At 66.5% G+C, this 18,027-nt stretch carries 13 protein-coding genes; 9 read left to right on the top strand and 4 right to left on the bottom strand.

From position 1 onward, the window contains the following. Nucleotides 1-17: 17 nt before the first annotated feature. The 3 genes from G3545_RS08220 to G3545_RS08210 all read left to right on the top strand — a co-directional run bounded on the left by G3545_RS08220 (nucleotide 18) and on the right by G3545_RS08210 (nucleotide 4,144). Nucleotides 18-1,691, top strand: coding sequence for an NAD+ synthase (locus G3545_RS08220; protein WP_170011528.1), 1,674 nt, complete (start codon nucleotides 18-20; stop codon nucleotides 1,689-1,691). A gap of 165 nt (nucleotides 1,692-1,856) precedes the next feature. Beyond that, nucleotides 1,857-2,723 (top strand): pentapeptide repeat-containing protein, encoded by an 867-nt coding sequence (locus G3545_RS08215; RefSeq protein WP_246702741.1) that lies wholly within the window; start codon nucleotides 1,857-1,859, stop codon nucleotides 2,721-2,723. Between the two features lie 68 nt (nucleotides 2,724-2,791). Continuing rightward, nucleotides 2,792-4,144, top strand: a complete 1,353-nt coding sequence (locus G3545_RS08210; RefSeq protein ID WP_170011526.1) for a glutamate--tRNA ligase — start codon at nucleotides 2,792-2,794, stop codon at nucleotides 4,142-4,144. A 116-nt stretch (nucleotides 4,145-4,260) separates the two neighbouring features. Here the strand turns inward: G3545_RS08210 and G3545_RS08205 are convergent, their stop codons facing one another. Further along, complete coding sequence (locus tag G3545_RS08205; protein ID WP_246702740.1) at nucleotides 4,261-5,367, bottom strand: DUF2865 domain-containing protein; 1,107 nt, start codon at nucleotides 5,365-5,367, stop codon at nucleotides 4,261-4,263. Nucleotides 5,368-5,608: 241 nt separating this feature from the next. Here G3545_RS08205 and G3545_RS08200 point away from each other — a divergent pair, with 241 nt between their 5' ends. Then, complete coding sequence (locus tag G3545_RS08200; protein ID WP_170011524.1) at nucleotides 5,609-6,142, top strand: CreA family protein; 534 nt, start codon at nucleotides 5,609-5,611, stop codon at nucleotides 6,140-6,142. A gap of 215 nt (nucleotides 6,143-6,357) precedes the next feature. Here G3545_RS08200 and G3545_RS08195 read toward each other — a convergent pair whose 3' ends face one another. Then, the gene (locus tag G3545_RS08195; RefSeq protein WP_170011522.1) at nucleotides 6,358-6,675 is read right to left on the bottom strand and encodes a hypothetical protein; all 318 of its coding nucleotides are present in this window, start codon (nucleotides 6,673-6,675) and stop codon (nucleotides 6,358-6,360) included. Nucleotides 6,676-7,011: 336 nt separating this feature from the next. Here G3545_RS08195 and cysS point away from each other — a divergent pair, with 336 nt between their 5' ends. The 3 genes from cysS (at nucleotide 7,012) to G3545_RS08180 (ending at nucleotide 12,784) form a co-directional block, all read left to right on the top strand. Next, nucleotides 7,012-8,406, top strand: coding sequence for a cysteine--tRNA ligase (cysS, locus tag G3545_RS08190; protein WP_170011520.1), 1,395 nt, complete (start codon nucleotides 7,012-7,014; stop codon nucleotides 8,404-8,406). 329 nt (nucleotides 8,407-8,735) lie between these two features. Further along, complete coding sequence (gene cimA / locus G3545_RS08185) at nucleotides 8,736-10,331, top strand: citramalate synthase (protein WP_170011518.1); 1,596 nt, start codon at nucleotides 8,736-8,738, stop codon at nucleotides 10,329-10,331. Between the two features lie 248 nt (nucleotides 10,332-10,579). Continuing rightward, nucleotides 10,580-12,784, top strand: coding sequence for a mechanosensitive ion channel domain-containing protein (locus G3545_RS08180; protein WP_170011516.1), 2,205 nt, complete (start codon nucleotides 10,580-10,582; stop codon nucleotides 12,782-12,784). A gap of 141 nt (nucleotides 12,785-12,925) precedes the next feature. Here G3545_RS08180 and G3545_RS08175 read toward each other — a convergent pair whose 3' ends face one another. Further along, nucleotides 12,926-13,576 carry a TIGR00730 family Rossman fold protein gene (locus G3545_RS08175; protein ID WP_246702739.1) on the bottom strand — a complete coding sequence of 217 codons (651 nt, stop codon included), beginning with the start codon at nucleotides 13,574-13,576 and terminating at the stop codon, nucleotides 12,926-12,928. A gap of 120 nt (nucleotides 13,577-13,696) precedes the next feature. Here G3545_RS08175 and G3545_RS08170 point away from each other — a divergent pair, with 120 nt between their 5' ends. Next, nucleotides 13,697-14,116 (top strand): metalloregulator ArsR/SmtB family transcription factor, encoded by a 420-nt coding sequence (locus G3545_RS08170; protein WP_170011514.1) that lies wholly within the window; start codon nucleotides 13,697-13,699, stop codon nucleotides 14,114-14,116. Between the two features lie 119 nt (nucleotides 14,117-14,235). Further along, complete coding sequence (locus tag G3545_RS08165; RefSeq protein ID WP_246702873.1) at nucleotides 14,236-16,116, top strand: ABC transporter ATP-binding protein/permease; 1,881 nt, start codon at nucleotides 14,236-14,238, stop codon at nucleotides 16,114-16,116. 1,002 nt (nucleotides 16,117-17,118) lie between these two features. Here the strand turns inward: G3545_RS08165 and G3545_RS08160 are convergent. Next, nucleotides 17,119-17,958 (bottom strand): hypothetical protein, encoded by an 840-nt coding sequence (locus G3545_RS08160; protein ID WP_170011510.1) that lies wholly within the window; start codon nucleotides 17,956-17,958, stop codon nucleotides 17,119-17,121. Nucleotides 17,959-18,027 lie beyond the last annotated feature (69 nt).

Genomic DNA, 18,027 nt, shown 5'->3' with positions numbered 1-18,027 from the left:
GGCGCTACATCTCACTCATGTCCAGCGCCCCTGTCGATCAGCTTTTCATCGCCTTTGCGCAGCTCAATCCGGTGGTCGGCGATGTCGCCGGCAACCTTGCGAAAGCGCGCGACGCCCGTGCCGACGCCGCCTCGCAGGGCGCCGAGCTCATCATGTTCACCGAGCTGTTCATCGCTGGCTATCCCCCGGAAGACCTGGTGCTGAAGCCGGCCTTCCAGCGCGCCTGCCGCGAGGCGATCGAGGCCTTCGCCGCGGACACCGCCGATGGCGGCCCGGCGGTGCTGATCGGCGCCCCATGGGTCGATGGCGGCAAGCTTTATAATGCCGCCGTGCTGCTGGAGGATGGCCGCGTCGCCGCGGTGCGCTTCAAGGTCGACCTGCCGAATTACGGCCCGTTCGACGAGAAGCGGGTGTTCGCCGCCGGCCCGATGCCGGGGCCGATCCCGTTCAAGGGCGTGCGCATCGGCGTGCCGGTGTGCGAGGACATCTGGTCGGCCGACGTCATCGAGTGCCTGTCGGAAACCGGCGCCGAGATGCTGCTCATCCCCAATGGCTCGCCCTATCGCCGCACCGTCTATGAGGAGCGGACCAATGTCGCGGTGGCCCGCGTGGTCGAGAGCGGCCTGCCGCTCGCTTACATCAACCAGGTGAGCGGCCAGGACGAGCTGGTGTTCGACGGCGGCTCCTTCGTGCTGAACGCCGACCGCACGCTGGCCGTGCAACTCCCCAATTTTCAGGAGCGCGTGCGCCTCACCCGCTGGGAGCGCTGGGCCGATGGCTGGCGCTGCGAGGAGGGCGCGCGCGCCCCGCTGCTCGAGGGCGACGAGGCGGATTACGCCGCCTGCGTGCTGGGCCTGCGCGATTATGTCGAGAAGAACCGTTTCCCCGGCGTGGTGCTGGGCCTGTCTGGCGGCATCGATTCCGCGCTGGCCGCCACCATGGCGGTCGATGCGCTGGGCAAGGACCGCGTGCATTGCGTGATGCTGCCCTATCGCTTCACCTCGAACGAATCGCTGTCCGATGCCGCCGGCGTCGCCGAGGCACTGGGCTGCCGCTATGACATCGTGCCGATCGTCGATGCGGTGGAGGGGCTGGAGCAGGTGATGGCGCCGCTGTTCGCCGGGCGCGCGCGCGATGTCACCGAGGAGAACCTGCAGTCCCGCGCCCGCGGCACCATACTGATGTCGATCTCCAACAAGTTCGGCGCCATGGTGGTGACCACCGGCAACAAGTCGGAGATGTCGACCGGCTATGCCACGCTCTATGGCGACATGAATGGCGGCTACAACCCGCTGAAGGATCTCTACAAGACCGAGGTGTTTCGGCTCTGCACGCTGCGCAATGGCTGGAAGCCGGCCAATGCTTTGGGCCCGGACGGCGTGGTGATCCCCGAGAACATCATCACCAAGCCGCCGACCGCGGAACTGCGCGAGAACCAGAAGGATCAGGACAGCCTGCCGCCCTACGAGGTGCTGGACGCGATCTTGGAGCGGCTGGTGGAGCAGGAACTGCCGGTCTCGGCGATCGTGTCGGAGGGCTTCGACGCCGCCTTGGTGGCGCGGGTCGAGCGCATGCTGAACCTTGCCGAATACAAGCGCCGCCAGGCCGCGCCCGGTGTGAAGGTGACGACGCGCAATTTCGGGCGGGATCGCCGGTATCCGATCACGAACCGGTTCCGGGAGTCGGTGTAGGGGCGCGCTGCTTGGGCATCCTTCGAGGCTCGCTGCGCTCGCGCCTCAGGATGACGTTGCTTTTGAAAGAACCACGTCATCCTGAGGTGCCCGGCAAAGCCGGGCCTCGAAGGATGTCCAAGCCGAGCCACGGCATTGCTTGAGCCACCGCATCCCGCAGTCGTGATGCGCCCATCCCACACCCCGATGTTATCACTCGTCTTTCCTGTGGTTCCGCGAGGGCGCGCCGTGAAGACGCCGCTGGCAATCGGGATTGCGACGCTGCTCGCCGGATGCCTGGCGCTCGCGCCCGCCGGCGCGCAGGACATGCTGCGCCACCTCGATCTGAACTCGCCGCAGATGACGACGGCCGAGCTGAGCCGCGCCGATGTCGTGGCGTTGATCGCCGCGGCGAAGCCGGGCCAGCCGGTCGATCTCGCCGGGCGCCGGCTCAATGGCCTCGATCTGTCCGGCCTCGATCTCACCGGGGCGAACTTCCGTGTCGCGCTGCTCAACGGCACGAAGCTCGCGGGGGCGGAGCTCGATGGCGCGCAGTTCGATCAGGCCTGGATGATGAAGATCGATCTTTCCGGCGCCAGCCTGAGGAAGGCGAGCCTGTTCGGTACGCAGGCGCAGGATGGCCGGTTCAATGGTGCCGATCTCGCCGGCGCACGCATCGCCGGGGATTTCTCCCGCGCCGATTTCAGCGGGGCCAGGCTCGCCGGCGTGAATTTCAGCGCCGACATGCGCAACCAGTCGATGGGCCTGATGCGCGGCGTGCTGAACTCGGCCAATCTCGACGGCGCCGATCTCGAAGCCGCCAATCTCTCCCGTGCCCAGCTCAACTTTGCGACCCTTCGCGGCGCCAATCTGACGAGCGCCTCGCTCGTCGGCATGGAGGCCGCCGGGGCCGACTTCACCGGCGCTGATGTGGCCGGCGCCGACTTCAAGGGCGCCGATGTCGATTCGGCCAGGCTGATCGGACTGGTCGGGCTGGAAGCCGCGAAGAATCTGGAAGCCGCGAAGAATCTCGGCCTTTCGATCCGCAAGTGACGGATGGGCGCGCAAGTGACGCGCGAGCGCGGTTGTAAGCCGGCCCGGCCTCGGCGATAAGGCGGACCATGTCGAACCCTGCGCCCGTCCTCCGCTTCGCCCCGTCGCCGACCGGCTTGCTGCATGTCGGCAATGCCCGCACCGCGCTCTACAACGCGCTGTTCGCGCGGCAGCAGGGCGGCATCTTCATCCTGCGCTATGACGACACCGACCTCGCGCGCTCGACAGCTGAATTCGCCGACGCCATCGCCGAGGATCTCGACTGGCTCGGCATTCCGCCGGATCGTGTCGAGCATCAGTCGAAGCGCACCGATCGCTACGACGCCGCGATGGAGAAGCTGAAGGCCATCGGCCGGCTCTATCCGGCCTATGAGACCGAGGAGGAACTGGAGACGAAGCGCCTCAGCCGGCGCCGGCGCAACCTGCCGCCGCTCTATGACCGCGCCGCCCTCGCGCTTACCGACACCGAGCGCGCGCAGCTGGAAGCCGAGGGGCGCCGCCCGCACTGGCGCTTCAAGCTGGATGGCCGGCATGTGGTCTGGGACGACATGGTGCGCGGGCGCTGCGACGTTGACACCGCCACGCTGTCCGATCCGGTGCTGGTGCGCGAGGACGGCTCCTATCTCTACACGCCGACCTCGGTGGTCGACGATATCGAGATGGGGGTGACGCATGTCGTCCGCGGCGAGGACCACGTCACCAATACCGGCGTGCAGATCGAGATCATCGAGGCGCTGGGCGCGGTGCCGCCGACCTTTGCCCACCACAATCTGCTGACCCTGCCGAGCGGTGAGGGGCTGTCGAAGCGGCTCGGCCATCTCTCGCTGCGTGCGCTGCGCGAGGCCGGGGAAGAGGCGCTGGCGGTGGCGTCGCTTGCCGTGCTCACCGGCACCTCGCTGGCGGTGGAGCCGGTGGCCGATCTCGATGCGCTGGCCGCCAGGCTCGACTTCGCCAAGGTCTCCCGCGCCCCGGCGCGCTTCGATCCGACCGAGCTCTCCGCGCTGACCGCGGCGACGCTGCACCATCTGCCCTATGCGGCGGTGGCGGCGCGGCTTGCGGCGTCGGGTATCGGCGGCGGGGAGCCGTTCTGGCTGGCGGTGCGCGGCAATCTGGCGACGCTGGCTGACGCCGCCAAATGGTGGTGCGTAGTCGAAGGCCCGCTGGCGCCCGTGGTGGCGCCGGAGGATGCGGATTTCCTCAACCTCGCCGCCGGTCTGCTGCCGGAGGAGCCGTGGGACAATGAGGTCTATCCGCGCTGGATCGCCGCCGTGAAGCCGGCCGCCGGGCGAAGCGGGCGCGCGCTGTTCCACCCGCTGCGCCTGGCGCTGACCGGCGAGGAAAGCGGCCCGGAGCTGAAGGCGCTGCTGCCGCTGATCGGGCGGGCGAAGGCTGGGGTGAGGTTGCGCGGCCGATCTGCTTGAACATCCTTCGAGGCCGCTGCGCGGCACCTCAGGATGAGGTTGCACTTATAAAATCAACTTCATCCTGAGGTGCCCGGCATCGCCGGGCCTCGAAGGATGCTCACGCAGGACGACCCCTACTGCACCGTTCCCGGCGGCGCGAAGCCCGGAGCGGGTGCGGCGGGACGGGGTGCAGCCGGCTTCGGCGCGGCGGGCTTCGGCGCCGCAGCGGCCGGCGGCGGGGTCGCGGGACGCGGCTGCGCCATTTCGCGCGCCTTGTCCTCGGTCACTACGATGTCGCCCTTGCGCAGCGTCGGGTCGGCGGCGCCTTCGGCGCCGGAGAGCGCCTGCGCCCAGCTCTGGCCGGCACCCCGGCATGAACAGGACGGCACGAATTCCTTCTTGAACAGCAGCGCGTTCGGCAGCGACGAATAAGGCTGGCCGTTCACCGCCACCGCCTGCTCGATATCGCCGCCCGGATTGCGATAGGCGAACAGCCGCGCCTCGGTGCCCGGGCACTGGCGCTGGCACATCTGCTCGTCGGTCGGGAAGCGCGCCGGCGTCGCCGCGAACGAGATCGGGAAGAAGAAGCCATCGCAGGTGCGCACGCACACCGTGCGGTAGGTCGAGACCTGGGGGATGTCGAGCGGGGCCTGGTCGATCGGCCCGGCCTCTTCCTCGCCGCCGCTGCGCGGCACGCCGAACAGCTGCTCGAAGAAATTGCGCGGCCGGCGGTCGCCGCCATTGGCGCTCTGGCCGCCACCGCCGGTGCCGAGCGCGGCACGGTATTGCGGGCCGCAATCATTCTGCGCCAGCGCATAGACCAGCTGCCGGCGCTGGTCGTCATTGGCGCCCTGGTCGCCGCGCGCCTGCATCATGGTGCGGTCGAGCGCGGTGCGGGCCTGCGTCAGCTGGTTGTTGAGCGCCTCGCACTGCGGCGGCAATTGCGGCTGGAAGATCAGGAAGCCGCGCTTGTCGCAGCCCATCTGCCGCACCTGGGCGGAAAGGTTGTCCACCGTGGAGCGCTGCTTGGCGATGGTCGCATCGAGGTTCGGCCGCGCCCCGCCGCCGCGATTGAGCTGGGCGAGTTGGCCTTCGAGCCGGATGCAGGCGGACGAGCGGTCATTGCCGCCCTGGTCCGGATAGCCCGGCTGTTGCTGCTGCGGCGGCTGGCCGGGATAGGACTGCTGGGCGATCGCAGGGGCGCCCGCCAGGCACAACGCCAGCGCTGCGAGAGCACGCAACGAGCCATGCCGGAACGGTTCGGGTCTCATCATCATGCGCGCGTCGTCTCAAAGCTCGAATCGTGACCGCCTTGGCCCGCGGCTCTCCGCAAGGTGAGGCAATGAGCGCGGCAAGCTTGGCCAAAGTGTGGATGTTTCGAAGTGTGGGGCTTTGTCGCCACGCCTCGATCGCGCCCGGCCTTTCCGCCGCGCCGCCGACCTACCATATGCGCAGCGCCGCCGGAACCGGAGACAACGCAAGATGATCGCCCGCCTGAATTTTGCCCGCGCCGCTTTTGCCGGCATAGCCCTCGCGCTCGGCGTCGGCTGTGCCACGGCGCCCGCCTTCGCGGACGGACCGGACCTGATCTTCAGGAAGTCGACGGTGTGGAAATTCCTGACCCCGGACGACAAGCTCGCGGTCTATGGCATCGACGATCCGGTGGTGAACGGCGTCGCCTGTCACTACACCGTGCCGGAGAAGGGCGGGGTGAAGGGCATGCTCGGCGTCGCCGAGGAGGTGTCCGACATCTCCATCGCCTGCCGGCAGATCGGCCCGATCAGCTTCACCGGAAAGTTCGAGCAGGGCGACGTGGTCTATCGCGAGAGCCGCTCGCTGATCTTCAAGAAGATGCAGATCGTGCGCGGCTGCGACGTGAAGCGCAACGTGCTGGTGTATCTGGTTTATTCCGACAAGCTAATCGAAGGCAGCCCGAAGAACTCGACCTCCGCGGTGCCGATCATGCCCTGGGGCGCCGGCACCGACGCGCCGAAATGCGGGGACTTTGTGAGGTAGGGCAGGGCGCTCTGCTTCAGCATCCTTCAAGGCTCGCTGCGCGAGCACCTCAGGATGACGTGGTTCTAAAAGCGACGTCATCCTGAGGCGCCCGGCAGAGCCGGGCCTCGAAGGATGCTGAAGCAGGACACCGCACCACGAATCAAAATCCCCGACACAAGGCCGGGGATTTCGGAATTCTCTGGACGATCGAGACCGGGAAAACCCCGACCGCACTACTCGCAGGTGATCGCCACCATCTCGGCGCACGAATTGCCGTAGCAGGCGGGGCGGCTCGAAGCGGTGGAGCCGGTGGAGATCGGGGTGGCGACCGCGTCGCTCTGCACCCGGCCGAAGCTCACCGCGGCCTTGAAGTCGTGCGCCCGGCACCAGGCGCCAGCCATGGCCGCGCCGCAGGGGGCGCCGCTGGCGACACAGGTGTCGATGCCGTACCCGTCCGACGAATCGATCAGGAAGATCTTGGACCCGCCCGCCAAGGCCATGCTCGGGGCGAGGAAAAGGGTGGCGACGAGAAGCGCGCGACGGATCGACATGACGGGTTCGGATGTTTCGAGTGGGTTGCGGTTCAGCTTCGCTTTTGGCGACGGTGTGGCAGGAACATGGCTTAACAGGTTTGAATAGATGATGAACAACCTCGGTGGCGTTCGTTCATCTCTCCCCCTTCGTCAGGCTTGGTTAACTGCGTCGGCCGGAAAGGGTCAATCCGGCGGGGCACGGACTTTGCCGATTTGCCCGTCCTGTGGCAGCGGAAGCGCACTGCATCCCGGTAGGGTTGTGCCCACAAAGCCTTGACCGCCCTTGACGCGGGCGGCCAAAGGGACGACAGACGCCGGCCGACCAAGGTGGGCCGGCAGGCATAGAGGCGATAAATGGCGGGCGGGTCAAAGCCGGGTCTTCCGGAGCTCAAGCTGTACAACACGCTCACCCGGACGAAGGAGGAGTTCACTCCGTTCGATCCGGCGCATGTGCGCATGTATGTCTGCGGACCGACCGTTTATGACTTCGCCCATATCGGCAATGCCCGGCCGGTCATCGTCTTCGACCTGCTCTACCGGGTGCTGCGCCATCTCTATGGCGACGGCCATGTCAAATACGTCCGCAACATCACGGACGTCGACGACAAGATCAACAACCGCGCCTGCGCGGAATATCCCGATCTGCCGCTGAACGAGGCCATCGCGAAGGTGACGGCGCAGACCGAGGCGCAGTTCCACGACGATATCGAGGCGCTCGGCGTGCTGCACCCCGATGTCGAGCCGCGCGCCACCGAGCATATCGGCGAGATGCGCGAGCTGATCGAGCGGCTCGTCGTCTCCGGCCACGCTTATGTCGCCGAGGGCCATGTGCTGTTCTCGGTGCCCTCGATGCCGGAGTATGGCCAGCTCTCGCGCCGCCCGCTCGACGAGATGATCGCCGGCGCCCGCGTCGATGTCGCGCCCTACAAGCGCGACGCCATGGACTTCGTGCTGTGGAAACCGTCCAAGGACGGCGAGCCGGGCTGGGCCTCGCCCGCCGGTATCGCGGTGCCCGGCCGTCCCGGCTGGCACATCGAGTGCTCCGCCATGAGCTGGAAGCACCTCGGCGAGACCTTCGACATCCATGGCGGCGGCATCGACCTGGTCTTCCCGCACCATGAGAACGAGGTGGCGCAGTCGCGCTGCGCCTTCCACACCGGCGTCATGGCCAAGGTGTGGATGCATAACGGCTTCCTGCAGGTGGAAGGCGAGAAGATGTCGAAGTCGCTCGGCAACTTCGTCACCATCCGCGACCTCTTGAATGACTGGCCCGGCGAGGTGCTGCGCCTCAACATGCTGCGCTCCCATTATCGCCAGCCGATCGACTGGACGCTGAAGGGGCTGGAAGAGAGCGCAAAGACGCTGGAACAGTGGTTCGACGCCGCGGCCGACGACGCCTATCCCCGCCCGGCGCCGGCGGTGCTGGAAGCGCTGGCCGACGACCTCAACACCCCCAAGGCGATCGCCGAGATGCACGCCTTGAAGGACCATGCCGGCAAGAAGGCGCTGGCCGGCACGCTGGCCTTCCTCGGCTTCGAGCCCGGCGCGTTCCGCATGTGGGCCACTGAACGCGCCCCGGCGCTGGCGATCGACGAGGCCGCCATCGAGGCCCGCATCGCCGAGCGCATCGCCGCCCGCCAGGCCCGCGACTGGGCCGCCTCCGACCGCATCCGCGACGAGCTCCTCGCGCTCGGCGTGGCGCTGAAGGACAACAAGGACGGCACCACGACGTGGGAGCCGAAGCGGTAGGGGCGGGGCCTTCTGCTTCAACATCCTTCGAGGCTCGCTGCGCTCGCACCTCAGCGATGACGTTCCTTTAACAGAGCTACGTCATCCTGAGGTGCCGGCCCTCGGCCGGCCTCGAAGGATGCTCACGCCGAGCACCCCCGGATCTCCACATCAACCCCCGCGCCTAACCGATTCCCCCGACTCGGCTTTCCCCGCGCACTTGAATCAAACTCTCAGCGCCCGCAGGCCCCGCCGCGGAATCGGATTGCGAGCCGGCTGAATCGGAATCATAAGCTCGGCCGAATGGCCTATGCTTCGCCCCGGCCCGGCTTTTTCCGTGGAACAGGCGCATGACCCGCGAGCGGCTCTATCTGTTCGACACCACGCTGCGCGACGGCCAGCAGATGAACGGCGTCGACTTCACGCTGGCCGATAAGCTGCGCCTGATCGAACTCTCCGGCCGGCTCGGGCTGGATTATGTCGAGGCCGGCTATCCCGGCGCCAACCCCACCGACACCGCTTTGTTCGCCGAGGCGCGCGAGAGCCCGGCGCGGCTCACCGCCTTCGGCATGACCCGCCGTCCGGGGCGCTCAGCCGCGAACGATCCCGGCCTCAACGCGACGCTCGATGCCAAGGCCGACGCGGTCTGCCTCGTCGCCAAGGCCTCGGCCTATCAGGTCCGCGTCGCGCTGCAGGCGGAGGAGGGCGAGAACCTCGCCGCCATTCGCGACAGCGTCACGGCTGCGAAAGCGGCGGGGCGCGAGGTGCTGGTCGATTGCGAGCATTTCTTCGACGGCTTCAAGGAGAAGCCCGACTACGCGCTGGCCTGCGCCCAGGCCGCCTATGAGGCCGGCGCCCGCTGGGTGGTGCTGTGCGACACCAATGGTGGCACGCTGCCCCACGAGATCGAGGCCATCATCACCGAGGTTGCGCAATCCGTGCCCGGCGAGCATCTCGGCATCCATGCCCATGACGACACCGGCCAGGCGGTGGCGAATTCGCTGGCCGCGGTGCGCGCCGGCGCCCGGCAGATCCAGGGCACGCTGAACGGCCTCGGCGAGCGCTGCGGCAATGCGAACCTGTGCACGCTGATCCCGACGCTGCTGCTGAAACCGGATTTCGCCGATCGTTTCGAGACCGGCGTGCCCACCGCCCGCCTCGAAGAGCTGACCCATCTCTCCCGCACGCTGGACGAGATGCTGAACCGCGCGCCGGATCCGCACGCGCCCTATGTCGGCGCCAGCGCCTTCGCCACCAAGGCCGGCATCCATGCCTCGGCGATCATGAAGGACCCGGCGACCTATGAGCACGTACCGCCGGAGCGCGTCGGCAATCGCCGCCGGGTGATGGTGTCCGACCAGGCCGGCCGCTCCAACGTGCTGGCCGAGCTCGACCGCCTCGGCATCCCGGTCAAGAAGGACGATCCGCGCCTCTCCCGCCTGCTGGACGAGGTGAAGACCCGCGAGGCCGGCGGCTATGCCTATGAAGCGGCCGACGCCTCCTTCGCGCTGCTGGCCCGGCGCATCCTCGGCGGCGTGCCGGACTATTTCACCGTGGAGCGCTTCAGCGTCAGCGTCGAGCGCCGCTACAATGTGCGCGGCGAGATGGTGACAGTGGCCGAGGCCATCGTGAAGGTGCGCATCGGCGAGGAGGTGATGATCTCTGCCGCCGAGGGCAACGGCCCGGTGAACGCGCTGGACCTCGCCTTGCGCAAGGATCTCGGCAAGTACCAGCCGCTGATCGCCGGCCTCAAGCTCACCGACTACCGCGTGCGCATCCTCGACGGCGGCACCGAGGCGGTGACCCGCGTGCTGCTGGAGAGCGCCGACGAGACCGGCGAGCGCTGGACCACGGTCGGCGTCTCCCCGAACATCATCGACGCCTCGTTCCAGGCGCTGAGCGACAGCATCGTGTGGAAGCTGGTGAAGAGCGGAGCGGCGGCGTGAGGTTGCACGGCTGCAGCATCCTTCGAGGCCGCTTCGCGGCACCTCAGGATGAGGTGGTTCTATTAAAAGCGACCTCATCCTGAGGTGCCCGGCAAAGCCGGGCCTCGAAGGATGCCCGAGCCGAGCGCCCTCTTACTTGGTTGTCGCACGTTGATCGCCTTAACCCCCTCATAGGCCCCGACATCATAAGGTAAGCTGGACTGGGGTAAGGGGACGCCGCGTCGCGGCGGCGAGGGACGGGCCTGGACATGCGGTGCGTAAATACGGCTAACAACATCACGCGGCTGGCAGCGCCGCTGCTGCTGCTTCTCGCGCTCTTCACCGCCACCCCATCCCCCGCGCAAACATCGCCGGAACCCGCGGCCCCCGCGGCCGGCCTCACCCAGGCTGAGACCGACGCGCTGGTGGATCGCATCAGCACCGAGGTGGTGCGCCGGCTGAGGGCCGAGGGCCTGTCGCCCGCCACCCCAGCCGCGGCCCCGGCCACCACGCCCGCCGGGAAGGCCAAGCCCACCGCCGACGCGCCGATGATGGCCGACGATTCCATGGATGAGGACTATGTCCGCCGCTTCGCGCGCGCCGGCTCCATCTTCATGGCCTTGCCCGCGCTCGGCGACGAACTCGCCCGCGTGCCTGGCATGCTCACCTCGATGGAAGGCGAGCGCCCGCTCGGCTCCTATCTGGCGCTGCTGCTGCTTGCCGGCGTGCTGGTGATCGCCGCCGATGCCGCGGCGCGCATCATCACCGATCCGCTGCGCCGGAGCCTTGCCGCGCACATGCATGGTTCGCGCGGCGTCGGCGCGCTGGCGCTCCTCGCGCTGCTTGATGCGCTCGGCCTGATCGCCGCCTGGCTGGTGAGCCACGGCCTGCTCTCGGTGTGGTTCCCCGGCACGCTGCCGCAATCGCGCTTCGCCTCGCTGGTGCTGCTCAGCGTATTCTCCTGGCTGCTCTACATGTTCGTGTTCCGCGCCGCGCTGCGCCCCAAGCTGCGGCCGGCGCGTCTCGTCGAGATCAGCGACGATGACGCCTCCGCCATCTTCCGCGCCATCGGCATCGTCGTCGCCATGGTGCTGGTCAGCCGCGGCATCACCCGGGTGCTCACCGCCATCGGCGCGCCGGAGGATGTGACCGCGCTGGCCGAGATCCTCGAGGCGCTCGTCGTGGTCGCCGCTTTCATCATCGGCGCGGTGCGCCAGCGCCATCCCGCCGCGCGCTTCTTCCTCGGCCTGTCGCGCCGCGCCGAGCCGCACCCGGTGATCGCCGGCATCTCCCAGCACTGGATCGCGGTGGCGATCCCGTTCTTCCTGATACTGGGCATCGCCCGCATCCATGGCGCGGTGATGGACCAGACCATGGTGCCCGAGGCGCTGGTGACGACGCTGAACGTCGTCATCGGGCTTTTGCTGATGGAAGCGGTGACCGGCAAGGTGACGCGGCTGGTGCGCGGCCCCCATGCGCGGGCCGCCGACGGCGCGCCGCATCTGCCCGATGTGGTGGCGCGCTGCCTGCGCTTCGCCGTGTTCATGATCGCCGGCCTCTATCTCGCCGAGGTGTGGATCCTCGACGTGCTGGCGCTGGCGAGCATGATGGACACCGGCCGCGTCACCGCCGGCGTGCTCGCGGTGGGCACCACGGCTTTCGTCTCCTATTGCTCGTTCGAGGCCATTCGCTACCTCACCGATCGCTATGCCGCGCGCGCCTACAAGCCGGTGATGCCGGGCGCCGAGGATCCGGACGGCGACACCCCGGCGGTGGTGGAGAGCAGCCGGGCCGGCACGCTGGTGCCGCTGGTGCGCGTGGTGCTCTATGCGACGCTCGCCATATTGGTGACGCTGACCGTGCTCTCGCAGCTCGGCATCAACATCACCGCGCTGATCGCCGGCGCCTCGGTGGTCGGCCTCGCCATCTCCTTCGGCAGCCAGACTTTGGTGAAGGACATCGTCTCCGGCGTGTTCTACCTGGTCGACGACGCGTTCCGGGTCGGCGAGTACATCGATGTCGGCAAGGGCAAGGGCACGGTGGAGGGCTTCACCATGCGCTCCCTGAAGCTGCGCCACCAGAGCGGGCAGATCCACACCATCCCGTTCGGCCAGCTCGGCCAGATCACCAATTTCAGCCGCGACTGGACCACCGCGAAGTTCAATCTCCGCTTCATGCCCAACACCGATCTCGAGAAGCTGCGCAAGGTGGTGAAGAAGATCGGCGTGGAGATGATGGACGACCCGGAGATGAAGGACGAGATCCTGATGCCCCTGAAGATGCAGGGCGTCGCCGACATCACCGACAGCGCCATCGTGGTGCGCTTCAAGTTCACCGTGAAGCCGAACAAGCCGAGCTACATCCAGCGCGAGGCGCTCAAGCGCATGTTCCGCGCCTTCCCCGAAGTCGGCATCGAGTTCGCGAACGCGGTGCTGGCGCTGCAGAATCTGGGTGGGCGGCCGGAGGGGTCTTAAAGCGATCTCTGCCTCATCATCCTTCGAGGCCGCCTGCGGCGGCACCTCAGGATGAGGCGGTTCTTTTCAAGTGAACCTCATCCTGAGGTGCCCGGCACAGCCGGGCCTCGAAGGATGTTGAAGCAGGGCGACCCCCGCGCCTCACATCCGGTCCATCACCTGTTCCGCCGCCGCATCGTGCAGCTCGCCCTCGGCGACGTTCGACACCGCGGTGCGCAGCTTCGGCAGCACGGCGCGGGCATTGTGCGCCACCAAGAGGCGCACCGGGCGGGCGATGTTCACGAAGCCGCTGGACTGCATGTGGTCGAACAGGCCGAGCAGCGGATCCCAGAAATTGGCGACGTTCAGCACCATTACCGGCTTGGAATGCCGGTTGAGCTGAACCCAGGTGAGTTGTTCCACCAGCTCCTCCAGCGTGCCGACGCCGCCGGGCAGCGCCACGAACGCATCGGCCCGCTCGAACATCAGGCGCTTGCGCTCATGCATGTCCTGGGTGACGACGAGTTCATGGGCGTGGTCGAACGCCTGTTCCTTGCCGATCAGGAAATCCGGGATGATGCCGGTGACACGCCCGCCGGCCTCGGCGCAGGCGCGCGCCACCGCGCCCATCAGCCCGACGCCGCCGCCGCCATAGATCAGGCGGATATTCTCGCGGGCGAGGATCTGGCCGAATTCGATGGCGGTCTGGAGGAAGACGGGATCGTCCCCGGGAGCAGCGCCACAATAGACGCAGATATTCTTTATCGTTGACATGACCACCATGTTGCAGCGCGGCATGGAAGCGTCAAGCATCCCATGCCTTCATTGTGACTCGCACCAAGCATAGCCGCAGGGCGGATTCAGGGCGAGGTAACGCCCCCGGCGATAGAGCGCCTTGCCCCCGTCATCATCATCGTCTATCGCCGATGGACGATGACCGACACGCCCGACACTGACGACCTTCTCGCCTTGCGCCTGCGCGCGCTCGGCCACCCGGCGCGGCTCGCCATCCTTCGCGCGCTGGCGCGGGCCGAGAAGTGCCAGTGCGGCGAGATCGTGCGCGGGCTGCCGCTGGCGCAATCCACCGTCTCCCAGCATCTTAAAGTTCTGAAGGAAGCCGGCCTCATCACCGGCACCATTGACGGCCCGCGCTCCTGCTATTGCCTGGATCGCGCGGTGTGCGCGGAACTCGCCGCCGCGCTCGGCCCGCTGCTCGGCGAATGGGCCGCACCTCTCGCAAATCGGCCCACCGACCCCAATTGTAGGCAAACGGCATCGGCATCCGTGCCCGATCGGCAGTCCATGCCCGATCCGCACCCCTCGCTGATGTCCGGGAAACGGATATCCGCCTGATGAATGCCCCTGTCAGCGCCAACCCGGCGCCCGCCGCCACGTCGCAACCAGGCCCCCAGCCGGCCGCCTATCCCTCCGTAGAGCCGCGCGGCAGCCTCTGGCTCGCGCTGCGCGGGCTGATGCCTTACCTCTGGCCGCGCGACCGGGCGGACCTGCGCGCCAGCGTGCTGTGGGGCCTCATCCTCATGGTGCTGGCCAAGGTCGCCACCATGTCGACGCCCTTCGTCTTCAAATGGGCGACCGATGCGGTGGCGCACGGCGAGGGCGCCAACGTCTCCACCGACCAGCTCGGCTGGCTGGTGGCGATCCCGGTGTGGCTGACGCTGGCCTATGGCTTCGCCCGCATCGTCATGGCCGCCATCACCCAGTGGCGCGACGGCCTGTTCGCCAAGGTGGCGGTGCATGCGGTGCGCCGCCTCGCGCTGGAGACCTTCCAGCACATGCACGCGCTGTCGCTGCGCTTCCATCTGGAGCGCAAGACCGGCGGACTCACCCGCGTGCTGGAGCGTTCGCGCAACGGCATCGAGACCATCGTGCGCATGACGGTGCTGAACCTCGCCCCCACCATCCTCGAATTCATCATGGTGGTGGGCGTGCTGCTCTGGGTGTTCGACTGGCGCTATGTGCTGGTCACGGTGGCGATGATCATCGGCTACACCGTCTTCACCTTCATGCTCACCGAATGGCGCATGGGCATCCGCGCCGCGATGAATGAGAGCGACACCGACGCCAATGCCAAGGCGGTGGATTCGCTGCTCAATTACGAGACGGTGAAGTATTTCGGCGCCGAGGGCTGGGAGGCGGAGCGCTATGACCGCTCCATGGCGAAGTACGAGCGCGCCACCACCCACACCTACACCTCGCTGGCCTGGCTGAATGCCGGGCAGGCGGTGATCTTCACCCTCGGCCTCACCGCGGCGATGGTGCTGTGCGTGCTCGACATCCGCGCCGGGCGCCAGTCGGTCGGCTCCTTCGTGATGATCAACGCCATGATGGTGCAGCTCTATCAGCCGCTGAACTTCCTCGGCATGATCTATCGCGAGATCAAGCAATCGCTCATCGACATCGAGGCGATGTTCGCCATCCTCGCCCGCCCGCCGGAGATCGAGGACAAGCCCGGCGCCAGGCCCTTGCAGGCGCAGGGCGGCGCGGTGCGCTTCGAGGATGTGCGCTTTTCCTATGATCCGGACCGCGAGATCCTCAAGGGCATCTCCTTCGAGGTGCCGGCCGGGCGCACGGTGGCGATCGTCGGCCCCTCGGGCGCCGGCAAGTCCACCATTTCGCGCCTGCTGTTCCGCTTCTACGACGTGAATGCCGGCCGCATCACCATTGACGGCCAGGACATTCGCGACGTGACGCAGGAGAGCCTGCGCGCCGTCATCGGCATGGTGCCGCAGGATACCGTGCTGTTCAACGACACGCTGGGCTACAACATCCATTACGGCCGGCACAGCGCGCCGGAACAGGCGATCGAAGGCGCGGCGGAGCTGGCGCAGATCGACACCTTCATCCGCACCACGCCCAAGGGCTTCGCCACCGAGGTGGGCGAGCGCGGGCTGAAGCTCTCCGGCGGCGAGAAGCAGCGCGTCGCCATCGCCCGCACCATATTGAAGGCCCCGCCGATCCTGCTGCTTGATGAGGCCACCTCCGCGCTCGACAGCCACACCGAGCGCGAGATCCAGGACGCGCTGGACCGCGTCTCCCGCGGCCGCACCACTTTGGTGATCGCGCACCGGCTCTCCACCGTGGTGAGCGCCGACGAGATCATTGTGCTGGCGCAGGGCAGGATCACCGAGCGCGGCACCCACCTCGAACTGATGCGCAAGCGCGGGCTCTACCACTCCATGTGGGAACGCCAGCGCGAAGCCGACCGCGCCCGCGAGACGCTGCGTGCGGCGGGCGAGGAGGGTGTGGGCGAGGGGCCGGCTGCTGGAGGCGAGGCCGGGGAGCCGGCGCGCGGCGTGGAGCGGGTCGGGGAGGAGAGCGGGGCGGCGGCTTGATGGCGGCGAGTGACATCTCGTAAAACACTCATCGCGGATGGTCGAGTGTAAGAAAAATATCTAACCCTGCAAGCAAGATGAATTCGTCTGAAGGCGAGATGCCGGCCAGCTTACCAAAGCGCGAGTAAGTGGCGCCAATTGATCGCTGATGATGTTTCAGTATATTTTTCGACCCCAATTTTAAAAATTGTATGTCGGATCGAGATCAAATTGAGCAGCTTATTGAAGCAAAGAAGCCTCGAACGAATGCTTTAGTTGCGAGACGGGCATGAACCAATGAGGGGCTCGTTCCGTCAATTGTCAAAGATGCGGTCCCGGACCGAAAGCGCAACGACGCTCGACGGTTCGCTAATCCAGTGAATAGAGGCCGAAATCCATAACCGCGACCTAGGCCTGCTCCAAGTCGCGACGCTCCGTCGGTTAAGGCTAAGCGTAAAGCTTCTCCATGATCAGTCAGTAGTGCATAGTCTGGCGCCTCGCGTAGCGTTGCCAAGAGTCCTAAGCCGAGATCAGCGACGACGAACTCGAACTCCCCCGGCGCTCCGCGATAGGCTATGAGCCCGGTTCCTACGGCCCCCGAGTGTTCGTGGATATTCGATTCCAATTCGCGGAGTGCAGCCGTCATCTGCGCCGCCCAATCGGAAGAGAGGCCTGCGAGTACGCCAGCGCGCTTCATGTTCATCGCGAAGTCTGTCCACTCCTGCGGTCGAGGTGTGGCGTCGAGTTTCATCATGCCCATGGCGCGATTGATCCGGCAGAACCATTGCCGCTCGTCTCCCGCGATTGCCCGCATTAGTTCATCGAGTCCCCCGACATTTAGCCACCAAGGACGTGCACTGGGAATCGTGCCGCTACCTTGAAGATGTCGCAGTTCAAGCAAAGGTCCTATCTGGTGGCTCGTAAAGGAGAGGTTTGATGGCAGTTTCTCCAGCCTCCCTTTCGCCCCGGCAAAGCCTAGGTCATCTACGGCCGCAAAATTCAGTACGCGAGATTCGAGTTCCATTAGGAGCCCGAGGCTATTAATTCGCCGCGCGAAGGCGATGTGAGCAAGCAGGCGATATCGTTCAGTGCAGTCACATTGTGGATAAACAACCTTTCAAGCTCATCGTTGGTAGCCGTCGGCGATAGCTCCCACCTCACGTTCCTATTCCCTTCCGGAACAGCGCACTGGCGATTCATCGTCTTCATAAACGCAGACGTGTCGAGCAAGGTCACGCCGGCGAATGAAGCAGCAAGCGTTGGCAACACATCAAGGCCGCCGCGAACGAGAATGTGGAGTGGTCGATCGACGGATCGCGCCAGTTCTGTAAGCCACTCGGCGTGTTGCGGCGACCGTGCCGCTCGTCCGGCGCCAGTCCCGAACTCGTAGGCCAGGTGCGTGATCTCAGGGCGCTCGCACAGGAAGTCGCGCCACCTCCAGAAGTCCTTTGCTGTTCGGCCGTTCACATGGAGGGCGGCCGGAATTCCGCCGCGGACGAACTGTGCAAACGTCAGAGCGATCCGCTTCATAGAGTGCATATCGTCCCAACGGGGCGCGTTGGCAAAAAGGCTGTAATTTGGCGTTGTAACCAGTTTGATCCCAAGTCCGCGAAGCAAGCCGATGATTTCTTCGGTTTTCGCCTCGCCGTACGACCACCAACGCTCCAGCGGCGGATCCTGGTGGGTGCCTGTGAGAACGATGGTCGTATCTGTAGAAATCCTGAATGCGTCACACAACTGCTCGCGCGACATGAATTTGAGGTCGCCGGTCGCCTTGCTCAGCAAGGCATAAAGCGAAAGCGCGACTACTCCGCCGGAATAAACCTCCGTTCGCTTGTTTCCGTGGTAGATAACCGGAATCATCTTTGGTAGCGTCGGTGACGCAAGTAATGGGCCGCGCGGTGTATTGGAGAGATTAAACCCGCCTATCTC

This window comes from Starkeya sp. ORNL1, from assembly GCF_012971745.1.
GTDB lineage: Bacteria > Pseudomonadota > Alphaproteobacteria > Rhizobiales > Xanthobacteraceae > Ancylobacter.
The sequence above is the reverse complement of the archived record's forward strand: the minus strand, read 5'-3'. Positions and strand labels throughout refer to the sequence as shown.

What these genes read in the sequence shown, in the direction of transcription:
- G3545_RS08220 (WP_170011528.1), top strand. Translation starts at nt 18, where the DNA reads ATGTCCAGCGCCCCTGTCGATCAGCTTTTCATCGCCTTTGCGCAGCTC.
- G3545_RS08165 (WP_246702873.1), top strand. Translation starts at nt 14,236, where the DNA reads ATGCCTTACCTCTGGCCGCGCGACCGGGCGGACCTGCGCGCCAGCGTG.
- cysS (WP_170011520.1), top strand. Translation starts at nt 7,012, where the DNA reads ATGGCGGGCGGGTCAAAGCCGGGTCTTCCGGAGCTCAAGCTGTACAAC.
- G3545_RS08175 (WP_246702739.1), bottom strand. Translation starts at nt 13,576, where the DNA reads ATGCTTGACGCTTCCATGCCGCGCTGCAACATGGTGGTCATGTCAACG.
- G3545_RS08200 (WP_170011524.1), top strand. Translation starts at nt 5,609, where the DNA reads ATGATCGCCCGCCTGAATTTTGCCCGCGCCGCTTTTGCCGGCATAGCC.
- G3545_RS08180 (WP_170011516.1), top strand. Translation starts at nt 10,580, where the DNA reads ATGCGGTGCGTAAATACGGCTAACAACATCACGCGGCTGGCAGCGCCG.
- G3545_RS08170 (WP_170011514.1), top strand. Translation starts at nt 13,697, where the DNA reads ATGACCGACACGCCCGACACTGACGACCTTCTCGCCTTGCGCCTGCGC.
- G3545_RS08160 (WP_170011510.1), bottom strand. Translation starts at nt 17,958, where the DNA reads ATGATTCCGGTTATCTACCACGGAAACAAGCGAACGGAGGTTTATTCC.
- cimA (WP_170011518.1), top strand. Translation starts at nt 8,736, where the DNA reads ATGACCCGCGAGCGGCTCTATCTGTTCGACACCACGCTGCGCGACGGC.
- G3545_RS08210 (WP_170011526.1), top strand. Translation starts at nt 2,792, where the DNA reads ATGTCGAACCCTGCGCCCGTCCTCCGCTTCGCCCCGTCGCCGACCGGC.
- G3545_RS08215 (WP_246702741.1), top strand. Translation starts at nt 1,857, where the DNA reads ATGCGCCCATCCCACACCCCGATGTTATCACTCGTCTTTCCTGTGGTT.
- G3545_RS08195 (WP_170011522.1), bottom strand. Translation starts at nt 6,675, where the DNA reads ATGTCGATCCGTCGCGCGCTTCTCGTCGCCACCCTTTTCCTCGCCCCG.